The sequence below is a fragment of the Mesorhizobium sp. M0296 genome (assembly GCF_040321675.1).
Classification (GTDB): Bacteria; Pseudomonadota; Alphaproteobacteria; order Rhizobiales; family Rhizobiaceae; genus Mesorhizobium.
Genome location: NZ_JAMYRZ010000014.1, coordinates 60,815 through 74,026 on the forward strand (window position 1 = coordinate 60,815; position 13,212 = coordinate 74,026).

Consider the following 13,212-nt stretch of genomic DNA (forward strand, 5'->3'; position numbering starts at 1 on the left):
CTCAATGACCTATCGCAACCCGCCGACGACGCCGCGCAAATCCGCGACCTTCGACGACTACACGCTTTCCGAGATCCGCCGCGCCGCGGCGACCGGCATCTATGACATCCGCGGCGCCGGCGCCAAGCGCAAGCTGCCGCATTTCGACGACCTTCTGTTCCTCGGTGCCTCGATCTCGCGCTACCCGCTCGAAGGCTATCGCGAGCGCTGCGACACCAGCGTCGTGCTCGGCTCGCGCTATGCGAAAAAACCGATCGAACTGAAAATCCCGATCACTATTGCCGGCATGAGCTTCGGCTCGCTGTCCGGCCCGGCAAAGGAAGCGCTTGGCCGCGGCGCGACGCTGTCGGGCACCTCGACGACCACCGGCGACGGCGGCATGACCGAGGAAGAGCGCGGCCATTCGAAGACGCTGGTCTACCAGTATCTGCCGTCACGCTACGGCATGAACCCGCGCGACCTGCGCCGTGCCGACGCGATCGAGGTTGTAGTCGGCCAGGGCGCCAAGCCAGGCGGCGGCGGCATGCTGCTCGGCCAAAAGATCTCCGACCGCGTCGCCGAAATGCGCACGCTGCCGAAAGGCATCGACCAGCGCTCGGCCTCGCGCCACCCCGACTGGACCGGGCCGGACGACCTCGAGATCAAGATCCTCGAATTGCGCGAAATCACCGATTGGGAAAAGCCGATCTACGTCAAGGTCGGCGGCGCGCGGCCGTATTACGACACCGCGCTTGCGGTGAAATCGGGCGCCGATGTCGTCGTCGTCGACGGCATGCAGGGCGGCACGGCGGCGACCCAGGAAGTGTTCATTGAAAATGTCGGCCAGCCGACGCTTGCCTGCATCAGGCCGGCGGTGCAGGCGCTGCAGGATCTCGGCATGCATCGCAAGGTGCAGCTGATCGTCTCCGGCGGCATACGCAACGGCGCCGACGTCGCCAAGGCGCTGGCGCTCGGCGTCGATGCGGTGTCGATCGGCACGGCAGCGCTTGTCGCGCTCGGCGACAACGACCCGCGCTGGGAGGCGGAATACAACGAACTCGGCACCACCGCCGGCGCCTATGACGACTGGCATGAGGGTCGCGACCCGGCCGGCATCACCACGCAGGATCCCGAGCTAATGAAACGGGTCGATCCGATTGCGGCCGGCCGACGGCTGGCGAATTATCTTAAGGTGATGACACTTGAGGCGCAGACAATCGCCCGCGCCTGCGGCAAGAACAGCCTGCACAATCTCGAGCCCGAGGATCTTGTGGCCTTGACGATCGAAGCCGCCGCCATGGCCGGCGTGCCGCTGGCCGGCACCAACTGGATACCGGGCAAGAACGGCTTCTAAAACAAACCAAATGCCAGTAAGCGAGGAACTATAATGGGGAACGATCTCGCCGCCTTCGCCAAGGAAAAGGGCGTCAAATATTTCATGATATCCTACACCGACCTGTTCGGTGGGCAACGCGCCAAGCTGGTGCCGGCGCAGGCGATCGCCGACATGCAGCGGGACGGTGCCGGCTTTGCCGGCTTTGCCACCTGGCTCGACCTGACGCCGGCGCATCCCGACATGCTGGCGGTGCCGGATCCGGCCTCGGTGATTCAGTTGCCTTGGAAGCCGGAAGTCGCCTGGGTCGCCGCCAACTGCATCATGGACGACAAATCGGTCGAGCAGGCGCCGCGCAACACGCTGAAGCGGTTGATCGCGGAGGCCGCTGGCGACGGCATGCACATCAAGACCGGCGTTGAGGCCGAATTCTTCCTGATCTCGCCGGATGGCAAGACGATTTCCGACGAATATGACACGGCGTCGAAGCCCTGCTACGACCAGCAGGCGGTGATGCGCCGCTACGATGTGATCGCCGAGATCTGCGACCACATGCTGGCGCTCGGCTGGGGCGCCTACCAGAACGACCACGAGGACGCCAACGGCCAGTTCGAGATGAACTGGGCCTTCGACGATGCGCTGGCGACCGCCGACAAGCATTCCTTCTTCAAATTCATGGTGAAATCGGTCGCCGAAAAGCACGGCCTGCGCGCAACCTTCATGCCTAAACCCTTCCAGGGCCTGACCGGCAATGGCTGCCATGCGCACATCTCGGTGTGGGACAAAGACGGCAAGACCAATGTCTTTGCCGATAATGCGATGGAGCTCGGCCTGTCGGCCAAGGGCAGGAATTTCCTCGGCGGCATCATGAAACATGCGTCCGCGCTTGCCGCCATCACCAACCCGACGGTCAATTCCTACAAGCGCATCAACGCACCGCGCACCATCTCCGGCGCCACCTGGGCGCCGAACACGGTGACCTGGACCGGCAACAACCGCACCCACATGGTGCGCGTGCCCGGCCCCGGCCGCTTCGAGCTGCGCCTGCCCGACGGCGCGGCAAACCCGTATCTGCTGCAGGCGGTGATCATCGCCGCCGGGCTCGACGGCGTCCGCTCGAAGGCCGATCCCGGCCGGCGCTACGACATCGACATGTACCAGTTCGGCCATACGGTCGAAGGGGCGCCGAAGCTGCCGCTCAACCTGCTCGACGCATTGCGCGAATTCGACAATGACAAATCGCTCAAGACGGCGCTGGGTGAGGAATTCTCGTCGGCCTATCTAAAGCTCAAGCAGCAGGAATGGAATTCCTATGCTTCCCACTTCACCCAGTGGGAGCGCGACCACACGCTCGACATCTGATCCGGAATTGTTGCACGCCCGGCGCGAAACAGGTTCATGAAATACTCGATCTTCTCCCTCGCCCGGGCGGCATTTTCCGGCCACAAGAACTGGCAGCGCACCTGGCGCGACGCCAGCCCGAAGAGCCACTACGACGTGGTGATCATCGGCGGCGGCGGCCATGGCCTGGCGACGGCATGGTTCCTCGCCAGCGAATACGGCATCAGGAATGTCGCGGTGCTGGAAAAGGGCTGGATCGGCTCCGGCAATGCCGGCCGCAACACCACCATCATCCGCTCCAATTACGGGCTGCCCGGCAATACCGGCTTCTACGAGCTGTCGATGAAGCTGTGGGAGCGGATGGAGCAGGACCTCAACTACAACACCATGGTCAGCCAGCGCGGTGTCATCAACCTCTACCATTCCGACGCGCAGCGCGACGCCTATGCGCGGCGCGGCAACACCATGCGCATCAACGGCATCAATGCCGAACTGCTCGATCTGGCGGCGGTCAGGAAGATGATGCCGTTCCTGAACTTCGACAACGCACGTTTCCCGGTGCAGGGCGGCCTCTTGCAGCGACGCGGCGGCACGGCACGACACGATGCCGTGGTCTGGGGCTACGCGCATGCGGCGAGCGCGCTCGGCGTCGACATCATCCAGAATTGCGAAGTGACCGGCTTTGTCCGCGATGGCAGCGGCAAGGTGACCGGCGTCGAGACGAGCCGCGGCAGGATCGGCGCGGCCAAGGTCGGCATGGCCGTCGCCGGCTCCTCGTCGCGCGTCGCGGCGATGGCCGGCATGCGGCTGCCGATCGAAAGCCATGTGCTGCAGGCCTTCGTCTCCGAGGCGATCAAGCCGCTGATCCCCAATGTCATGACGTTCGGCGCCGGGCATTTCTACGTCAGTCAGTCCGACAAGGGCGGCCTGGTCTTCGGCGGCGACATAGACGGCTACAATTCCTACGCCCAGCGCGGCAATCTGCCTGTCATGGAAGACGTCTGCGAGGGCGGAATGGCGCTGATGCCGATGATCGGCCGGATACGGCTGCTGCGTCAGTGGGGCGGCATCATGGACATGTCGATGGACGGCTCGCCGATCATCGACAAAACACCGGTCGACGGGCTCTATCTCAACGCCGGCTGGTGCTATGGCGGCTTCAAGGCGACGCCCGGCTCCGGCCTGGTCTTTGCCCATCTGCTGGCGCGCGACGAGCCGCACATGGAGGCTATCCGCTTTCGTCTCGACCGCTTCCGGCGAGGTGCGATGATCGACGAAAAGGGCCAAGGCGCCCAACCGAACCTGCATTGAAGGCTGGCTGAAGAAGCATGCGCATTGTCTGTCCCTTCTGCGGCGAACGCGAACTCGGCGAGTTCACCTATCTGGGCGACGCCAAGCCGGTGCGTCCGGCGGCCGGCGCCACCGAAGACCAGGTCTTCGACTACGTCTATCTGCGCGACAATGTCGCCGGGCCGATGAGCGAATTCTGGTATCATGGCGGCGGCTGCCGGGCCTGGCTGAAGGTCGCCCGCAACACGCTGACGCACGAGATTTCGGCGGTCGAACCGGCTGCAGGCGTTGGTGCCGCCGAGGTTGGGGCCTGATGGTTGGCCCCGCGCAGACACACCGGCTGGAGAGCGGCGGTCTCATCGATCGCGCCGCGCCGCTGGCCTTCCGCTTCGACGGCAAGAGCTTTGCCGGCTTCCAAGGCGACACGCTGGCCTCGGCGCTGATCGCCAATGGCGTCAAGCTGGTCGGCCGCTCGTTCAAATACCATCGGCCGCGCGGAATCCTGACCGCTGGTTCGGAGGAGCCCAACGCGCTGGTCGAACTGCGCAGCGGAGCGCGGCGCGAGCCGAACACCAAGGCGACCACGGCCGAACTTTATGACGGGCTCGAAGCCGCCAGCCAGAACCGCTGGCCGTCGCTGCGCCACGATCTGATGGCGGTCAACCAGCTGTTCGCGCCGATCTTCGTCGCCGGCTTCTACTACAAGACCTTCATGTGGCCGGCGAAATTCTGGGAAACGATCTACGAGCCAACGATTCGCCGCGCCGCCGGCCTCGGCCGCGCTGCAGGCGTCGCCGATCCCGACCATTACGACAAGGCGTGGGCGCATTGCGACGTGCTGATTGCCGGCTCCGGCCCGGCCGGGCTTGCGGCGGCATTGGCGGCCGGGCGCGGCGGCGCCCGCGTCATCCTGTGCGAGGAAGATTTTGCGCTTGGCGGCCGTCTGCTCGCCGACGGCGGCATGATCGACGGCGCGCCGGCGGCCGAATGGGTTACGCGCACGCTGGCCGAACTCGCCGCACTGCCCGATGTCCGCATCATGACCCGCACGACATTGTTCGGCGTCTATGATGGCGGCACCTACGGCGCCATCGAGCGGGTCAACGACCACCTGCCCTCGCCGCCCGAGCACCAGGTGCGCCAGCGGCTGTGGCGGATCGTGGCCAAGCGCTGCGTCGTCGCCGCCGGCGCCATCGAGCGGCCGATCGTGTTTGCCGGCAACGACACACCCGGCGTGATGATGGCGTCGGCGATGCGGACCTATGTCGCGCGCTACGCGGTTACTCCTGCCAAGAGGATCGCGCTGTTCACCAACAATGAGGATGGCTGGCGCACGGTCGAGACCGCGCTTGGCGCCGGTTTGCAGATCGCGGCGGTCGTCGATGCGCGCCCTGACGTCTCCGCCGCGCATCGCGCGCTTGCCGCCAAAGGCGGCTTTGCCGTGCTCAACGGCTCGGTCAGCGGGGTCGAAGGCGGCAAGGACGGGGTCCGGAAAATCGTGGTGGCGCTGACCGGCGGCGCACGGGCGGAAGTCGAAGCCGACGGGCTTGCCGTGTCCGGCGGCTGGAATCCGGCGGTCGGGCTGACCTCCTATCATCGCGGCCGGCCGAAATGGCAGGACGATATCGCAGCCTTCGTACCGGATGGTGCGCCGCCCGGCATGGTGGCCGTCGGCGCCGCCAACGGCGCCTTCGGGCTGGGCTACTGCCTGCGCCAGGGCTTTGCCGCGGGTGCTGTGGCAGCGCAGGGTGCTGGACGCAGCGGCAATGCCGGCACATCGCCGGTCGCCGACAGCGAGGCGTTTTCGCTGACGCCGCTTTGGTATGTGGCCGGCAAAGGGAAAGCCTTCGTCGATTACCAGCATGACGTGACCGCGTCCGACATCGAACTGGCGCAGCGCGAAGGTTTCGAATCGGTCGAGCATCTCAAGCGCTATACGACGCTCGGCATGGCCACCGACCAGGGCAAGACCTCGAACGTCGCCGGTCTCGCCATCATGGCGGCAATCAGCGGCAAATCGATCCCCGAAACCGGCACGACCATCTACCGCCCGCCCTATGTGCCGGTCGCCATCGGCGCCTTCGCCGGCCATCATCGCGACGAAGACTTCCACGCGACGAGGCTGACGCCGTCACATCACTGGGCAGCCGAACATGGCGCGGTGTTCGTCGACACCGGCCTGTGGAAGCGCGCGCAATGGTATCCGCGCGCCGGCGAAAAGGACTGGCTGGAATCGGTCACCCGCGAGGTCAAGGCGGTGCGCTCCGGCGTCGGCTTCTGCGATGTCTCGACGCTCGGCAAGATCGACGTGCACGGCCCGGACGCCGGCGCCTTCCTCGACCGTGTCTACATCAACACCTTCTCCAGTCTCGCCGTCGGCAAAGCCCGCTACGGGCTGATGCTGCGCGAGGACGGCATCGTCTATGACGATGGCACGACGTCACGGCTGGCCGAGGACCACTATTTCCTGACCACCACCACCGCCAAGGCCGGGCTGGTGATGCAGCATCTCGAATTCTGCCGGCAGGTGCTGTTCCCCGAATTCGACGTGCAGCTGACATCCGTCTCCGATCAATGGGCGCAGTTCTCGATCGCCGGGCCGAAGACCCGGGACCTGCTTCGGGAAATGGTCGATCCGGCGGAGGATTTGTCGAACGAGGGCTTTCCCTTCATGGGGGCGCGCGAAGTCGCGCTTCGCGATGGCATCAAGGCGCGGCTGTTCCGCATCTCGTTTTCGGGCGAAATGGCGTTCGAGATTTCGGTTCCCGCCCGCTATGGCGAGGCGCTGGTGCGCAATTTGATGCTGGCCGGCAAGCCATTCGGCGTTACGCCCTACGGCACCGAGGCGCTCGGCGTCATGCGCATCGAAAAGGGCCATGTCGCCGGCCCGGAGCTGAACGGCACGACGACCGCCGCCGACCTCGGGTTGGGCAAGATGATGTCCAGCAAGAAAGATTTCATCGGCCGCGTCATGGCCGGGCGCGAGGCGCTGATTGCGCCGGACCGCCAGGTCGTGGTCGGCATCAAGCCGGTCGACAAGACGCGCCGCCTGCGTTCCGGCGCGCATATCATCCCGAAGGGCGAGACGCCCGGTCCCGATAACGACCAGGGCTACGTCACCTCGGTCTGCTTCTCGCCGACGCTCGACCAGTGGATCGGGTTGGCACTGGTTGAGCGCGGCCGCGAGCGCATCGGCGAAATCGTCCATGCGCACGATCCGCTGCGCGGCGAAGATTACGATGTCGAGCTGTGCAGTCCCGTCTTCTACGATCCGGATGGAGGGCGCCAGCGTGGCTGAGTTTTCCTGGATTGCCCGCAGTCCGCTGGAGAAAGCGCTTGTTGTCGGCGGCTATGGCGCGCGCGGCACGGCGGCCGGCGTATCGCTCACCGAGATCCGCAATTTCGACCTGATCCAGGTGATGGCGCGGCGCGGCAAAGCGGCAGAACTGGCGAAGGCTGCCGAAACCCGCTTCGGCGTTGCCGCCCCGGAAACGCCCAAGGCGACCCGAGCTCCCGACGCTACGCTGATCTGGTCGGGACCGGATCAGTTCCTGGTCCTGTCCAATGGCGGCAAGCACGCGAGCGAACCGCTGAGCCAGGCGTTTGCGCAATCCGCCTCGTTGTCCGACCAGTCGCATGCCCGCGCGCTGATCAGCGTTTCCGGAGAAAAGGCGCGCGCGATGCTGGCCAAACTGTCGTCGCTAGACCTGCACCCCGCGGCGTTCCCGGCCGGCACCGCTGCGGCGACCTCGGTCGATCACACCAGCATCCATCTCTGGCGCGGCAATGACCGGCCGGACGGACAGGCGGTGTTCAATCTTCTGGTGTTCGCCACCTTCGCGGAAAGCCTGTGGCATACGATGCTGGACGCTGCCGCCGAGTATGGCGTCGAGATCAGCCACAGCGAGGAGTTGGCATAGCCTTGGCGCGTCTTCCCTTCTCCCCTTGTGGGAGAAGGTGGCCGAGCGAATCGGTCGGATGAGGGGTGCTCCAGCTTGGCTATGACGGCACTCCGTCCAACACCCCTCAACCGTCTCGGCGCTGCGCGCCGATCCACCTTCTCCCACAAGGGGAGAAGGAAGAGGCGCGCGCCTCGCCTTCACTTGCCAACTCCGGCTCTTCTATCCTATTCTTCCCGCTAAAATAATTTCACACACAGGCAAACTTGTTTCTCGAAACCAAGGTTGAGATGAGCCAGTCGCCCTACCCCGCCGTCGTCGCCGGACCGCCCCGGCCGAGCCTGATCCTGCGGCCAGGCCAGATTACGCTGCCGGCCGGGATGGAGCGCTACTCGGTTCAGGGCAATGGCGCGGTGCTGATCGAGGTCGAGGCCGGCGACATTGTCACCGTGCGCGATGTCGAGGGCGGGCAGGCCTGCGAGCTGCTGGCATGGGACAGCAGCGACGCGACCGATTCCGGCATTCTCGGCGAGAAATCGAACAGCAATGCCGCCGGCATCAAGGCGATGCTGGCCGAGGGCAACGATAACCTCGCTTCCTTGCGCCGAGGCCTCGAGCGGCGCCAGGTGCAGCTCGATCAGGCAGAGGCGGTTCGCATTTTCGGCGGCGCCACCCCTGCCGGTACCGAACAGGCTTTTACCGTCGCCCGCGATGGGTCGATGCTGATTGCCGCGCCCGGCGGGCCGATGCCGGTCGACGGCCACGATACGGCGACGCCGCTTAGCGTCATCGTCCGCCGCGCCACCATCCGCCCGACGGCGAAATCCAGGCTTGCCGACCCGCTGGCCGATCCCGTGCTCGACCTGCGCGTCCACTCGGCGACGGCGGAGGCCTACTTCGTCAAGGCGGGCGACTATCTGCAGATCATCGATGTCGACGGGCGCCAATGCACGGACTTCCAGTGCTTTTCGGCGCGCAAGCTGGACAAGGGCCGCGATCATCCGCTCGACGTGACGACGACGCGCACGCTGATGGGTTCGAGCTATCCGATGCCCGGTCTGCACTCGAAATACTACGACCAGGACATGGAGCCGCTGGTCGAGGTTGTGCAGGACACTTGCGGCCGCCACGATGCATTCGCGCTCGCCTGCGCGGCCAAATATTACGACGACATCGGTTATCCCGGCCATCCTAACTGCTCGGAGAATTTCAACCGCGCGCTGGCCGACAAGGGTGTCACGCCTCGCGCCGGCTGGATGGCGATCAACTTCTTCTTCAACACGGCCATCGACGCGCATGGCGTCGTGGTATCGGACGAGCCGTGGTCGCGGCCGGGCGACTATGTGCTACTCAGGGCGCTCACGGACATCGTCTGCGTCTCGTCCGCCTGCCCCGACGATACGACGCCGGCCAATGGCTGGAACCTGACCGACATCCATGTGCGAACCTATTCCGGCCAGCACAAATTCTCGCGAGCGATCGCCAGACGCATGACGCCCGATTCGGAACCGAAAATGACCCGCGAGACCGCCTTTCATTCGAGCTTTGCCAAGCACACCCGCAACTTCGTCGAGTACAAGGGCTATTGGCTGGCCAATTCCTTCGCCAGGCAAGGCCCGATCGATGAATACTGGGCCTGCCGGCAGGACGCCGTGATCATGGACCTGTCGCCGCTGCGCAAGTTCGAGGTCACCGGGCCGGACTCCGAGGCGCTGCTGCAATACACGCTGACCCGCGACATCAAAAAGCTCGGCGTCGGCCAGGTCGTCTATTCCGCCATGTGCTACGAGCATGGCGGCATGATCGACGACGGCACGCTGCTCAGGCTCGGCAAGGATAATTTCCGCTGGGTCGGCGGCGACGATCTATCCGGCGAATGGCTGCGGGAAACGGCGCAAAAACTCGGCCTCACCGTGCTGGTGCGCTCCTCGACCGACCAGATGCACAATGTTGCCGTGCAGGGACCGAAAAGCCGCGACGTCCTGCGGCAGATCATCTGGACCTCGCCGCTGCAGCCGTCGATCGACGAGCTCGAATGGTTCCGTTTCGCCGTCGCCCGCATCGGCGGCGGCAACGGCATTCCCGTCGTGGTTTCGCGCACCGGTTACACTGGCGAGCTCGGCTACGAGATCTGGTGCCATCCGCGCGACGCCGAAAAGGTGTTCGACGCGATCTGGCAGGCCGGCCAGCCGCACGGCCTGAAACCGATGGGGCTGCAGGCGCTCGATATGGTGCGCATCGAGGCCGGGCTGATCTTTGCCGGCTACGAGTTTTCCGACCAGACGGATCCGTTCGAGGCCGGCATCGGCTTCACCGTACCGCTGAAGACCAAGAGCGACGATTTCATCGGCCGCGAGGCGCTGATCCGGCGCAAGGAAAACCCGCAGAAGAAGCTGGTCGGCCTCGACATCGACGCCAATATCGCGGTCGGCCACGGCGATTGCGTGCATGTCGGCCGAGCCCAGATCGGCGTCGTCACCTCCGGCATGCGTTCGCCGGTGCTGAACAAGACCATCGCGCTGGCCAGGCTCGACGTCGCGCATGCGGCGATCGGCACCGAGATCGAGATCGGCAAGCTCGATGGTCACAGCAAGCGGCTGCCGGCGCGCGTCGTCGCCTTTGCCCATTACGACCCGCAGAAGACCAGGCCGCGCTCCTGACCGACGCTTCCTGGTTCTTCCCTTCTCCCACAACAAGGGGAGAAGGAAAGACCGCACCCGTTGGCAGCGCCAGCGAAGCTCGATTGTTTCACAAGCGCAATGTGCACAGCGTCACAAAGCGCTTGACGTGAAAGCGCGTTGGGTCAATCTTCACTGCTAAGAAAAAAATACTACTGAGCGGAAAACGCCTGGGGCCGTTCAACGTGAGCGTCGATGACGCCTCGCGAGATTGCGGCTGTTGCCGATGGGGAACATCAAAAATGGGGAATCCACGTAAATGAGCACGATAGTCACCACCTTGGTCTCGCCTGCCGAAGGGCAGCTGCACCGGAACATCGACTGGCGCGGCGCCTTCTGGGTGGCAAGCGGCGTTCCGGCCCTTGTCCTGTTTTCGATCGGCGGCATCGCCGGCACCACCGGAACACTGGCCTTCCTGATCTGGGCCGTATCCATGGTCATGGGCTTCCTGCAGTCCTTCACCTATGCGGAGATCGCCGGGCTGTTCCCGAACAAATCCGGCGGCGCCTCGGTCTACGGCGCCACCGCGTGGCTGCGCTATTCGAAATTCATCGCGCCGCTTTCGGTGTGGTGCAACTGGTTCGCGTGGTCGCCGGTGCTGTCGCTCGGCTGCTCGATCGCCGCCGCCTATATCCTCAACGCACTGGCGCCGGTGCCGCTGTTCACCGACACGTCGCCGGAGGTCGCCGCCTATATCGCGGCCCATGCCGGAACCAGCGCCGCCGACGCCATCACCGCGGTCACCGCGGCGGCGACGCCGGCGATCCGTAACTGGACGCTCTACGGTCACACGCTTGGCCCGGTTTCCTTCACCTTCAACGCCACCTTCTTCATCGGCGCGGTGCTGATGCTGATCATCTTCTCGATCCAGCATCGCGGCATCCTGGGCACGGCCAACGTGCAGAAATATATCGGCCTGCTGGTCATCATCCCGATGCTCATCGTCGGCGTGGTGCCGATCGTCACCGGCCAGATCAACTGGGCAAACTTCTCGCCGCTGGTGCCGCTCGCGGCAGCCTATGCGCCGGAGCCCGGCGCGTGGAACATCGCCGGCTGGACGCTGGTGCTCGGCGGCATGTTCATCGCGGCGTGGTCGACCTACGGCTTCGAGACCGCGGTCTGCTACACCTCCGAGTTCAAAAACCCGGGCACCGATACCTTCAAGGCGATCTTCTATTCCGGCCTGTTGTGCATGCTGCTGTTCATCCTGGTGCCGTTCACCTTCCAGGGCGTGCTTGGCTTGAACGGCATGCTGGCGACGCCGATCGTCGACGGCTCCGGCGTTGCCGATGCGCTGGCCGGCATGGTCGGCGGCGGACAGCTGATCCACAGCCTGCTGGTGATGCTGATGATCCTGGCGCTGGTGCTCTGCATCATGACGGCGATGGCCGGCTCCTCGCGCACGCTCTATCAAGGTTCGGTCGACGGCTGGCTGCCGCGCTATCTCAGCCATGTCAACGAGCACGGCGCCCCGACGCGGGCGATGTGGACCGACCTGATCTTCAACCTGATCGTGCTGGCCATCGCTTCGGCCGACGCAACGAGCTTCTTCTTCATCCTGGCGGTGTCGAATTGCGGCTACATCATCTTCAACTTCCTCAATCTCAATGCCGGCTGGATCCACCGCATCGACAATGGCCACATCGCGCGGCCTTGGAAGGCGCCGAGCTGGCTGCTCGGCCTCGGCGCCATCTTTGCCTACGTCAACGCGGTCTTCATGGGCGCCGGAGCCAAGGTCTGGAACCCGATGGCATTGTGGGCCGGGCTGATCACGGCAGCCTTGATCATCCCGGTGTTCTGCTTCCGGCATTACATCCAGGACAAGGGCAAATTCCCCGACCACATGCTGGCCGATCTCGGCATGAGCTCGTCCGACCTTGCGGTGAAAAAGGCGGGGATGCTGCCCTATCTGACGCTCGTCGCCGGCGTCGTGGTGATGCTGCTCGCCAACTGGCTGTTCGTCATCTGACGGCTTGCCTTGAGGGATCGGGCGCGCAAGGCGCGCTCGGTCCCTGCATTTTGTTCTTGCTTTGTGCCGGCAGCTATGCTACTAATTTCCGTATGGTGCTGATTCGCCCCGAGACCCCCCGCCGAGGCGGGTTTTTCTTTTTAGGGGCTATTCGGCAGCGGTGCCTGCGCGGGAGCGACCGCCAAGCGCTGCACCGATATCCTCGAGCACCTGTCCGACGCGCGCCTGGATCGTCTCGGACGCAAGCACGCCGTCGATGAAATCCCTGTCCGAAGCGTAGATCGCGGTCGGCAGCGTAAAGGCCTCGAAGAAGCCGAACAGCGGCCTCAGCTGGTGCTCGATGATCAGCGCATGCCGGTCGCCGCCGCCGGTCGCCAGCAGCACCACCGGCTTGCCCCTGAGCGCCGTTGGGTCGACAAGATCGAAGAAGTGCTTGAACAGGCCGGTATAGCTGCCCTTGTAGGTGGGCGAGCCAACGACGAGCACGTCCGCCGCGACGACGCGCTTGAGGATATCGCCGCTTGCGCATCCAGTTCACGCGCCCATTTGGCGCCACCGAGGCTGGGGCCGAGGTCGACGACGTCATGCGTGCTGGCGGCCAGGCCATATCTGCCGGCTACCTCGTTCACGATACGATCGACGAAGCCGCGCGTCTTGGACGGCCGGGTGAAATTGCCTGAGAAACCGACAACGGCCGGATTGGTCATGATGCAAAGCCCTCGC

Annotated in this window: 8 protein-coding genes and 1 pseudogene; 8 read left to right on the forward strand and 1 reads right to left on the reverse strand. The window is 64.8% G+C overall.

Annotated elements, in window-relative coordinates; genetic code table 11:
• The first annotated feature begins 4 nt into the window (after window positions 1–4).
• The 8 genes from NKI97_RS15840 (at window position 5) to NKI97_RS15875 (ending at window position 12,489) form a co-directional block, all read left to right on the forward strand.
• The gene (locus NKI97_RS15840; RefSeq protein ID WP_023673984.1) at window positions 5–1,333 is read left to right on the forward strand and encodes an FMN-binding glutamate synthase family protein; all 1,329 of its coding nucleotides are present in this window, start codon (window positions 5–7) and stop codon (window positions 1,331–1,333) included.
• 33 nt (window positions 1,334–1,366) lie between these two features.
• Window positions 1,367–2,674: a type III glutamate--ammonia ligase gene (gene glnT / locus NKI97_RS15845; RefSeq protein WP_352453796.1), complete on the forward strand. Its 1,308-nt coding sequence runs from the start codon at window positions 1,367–1,369 to the stop codon at window positions 2,672–2,674.
• 36 nt (window positions 2,675–2,710) lie between these two features.
• Window positions 2,711–3,964 carry a sarcosine oxidase subunit beta family protein gene (locus tag NKI97_RS15850; RefSeq protein WP_352835212.1) on the forward strand — a complete coding sequence of 418 codons (1,254 nt, stop codon included), beginning with the start codon at window positions 2,711–2,713 and terminating at the stop codon, window positions 3,962–3,964.
• Window positions 3,965–3,981: 17 nt separating this feature from the next.
• Window positions 3,982–4,257 carry a sarcosine oxidase subunit delta gene (locus NKI97_RS15855; protein WP_352835215.1) on the forward strand — a complete coding sequence of 92 codons (276 nt, stop codon included), beginning with the start codon at window positions 3,982–3,984 and terminating at the stop codon, window positions 4,255–4,257.
• Window positions 4,257–7,241, forward strand: a complete 2,985-nt coding sequence (locus NKI97_RS15860; RefSeq protein WP_352835217.1) for a sarcosine oxidase subunit alpha — start codon at window positions 4,257–4,259, stop codon at window positions 7,239–7,241. Before NKI97_RS15855 ends, NKI97_RS15860 begins: the two co-directional genes overlap by 1 nt.
• Window positions 7,234–7,863, forward strand: a complete 630-nt coding sequence (locus tag NKI97_RS15865) for a sarcosine oxidase subunit gamma (protein WP_352835220.1) — start codon at window positions 7,234–7,236, stop codon at window positions 7,861–7,863. Before NKI97_RS15860 ends, NKI97_RS15865 begins: the two co-directional genes overlap by 8 nt.
• 269 nt (window positions 7,864–8,132) lie before the next feature.
• Window positions 8,133–10,502: a trimethylamine N-oxide demethylase gene (locus tag NKI97_RS15870; RefSeq protein ID WP_352835223.1), complete on the forward strand. Its 2,370-nt coding sequence runs from the start codon at window positions 8,133–8,135 to the stop codon at window positions 10,500–10,502.
• 277 nt (window positions 10,503–10,779) lie between these two features.
• Window positions 10,780–12,489: a trimethylamine N-oxide permease gene (locus NKI97_RS15875; RefSeq protein WP_352453258.1), complete on the forward strand. Its 1,710-nt coding sequence runs from the start codon at window positions 10,780–10,782 to the stop codon at window positions 12,487–12,489.
• Between the two features lie 147 nt (window positions 12,490–12,636).
• On the opposite strand, the pseudogene msuE reads toward NKI97_RS15875, so the two are convergent.
• Window positions 12,637–13,196: pseudogene (gene msuE, locus NKI97_RS15880) on the reverse strand (FMN reductase).
• Window positions 13,197–13,212 lie beyond the last annotated feature (16 nt).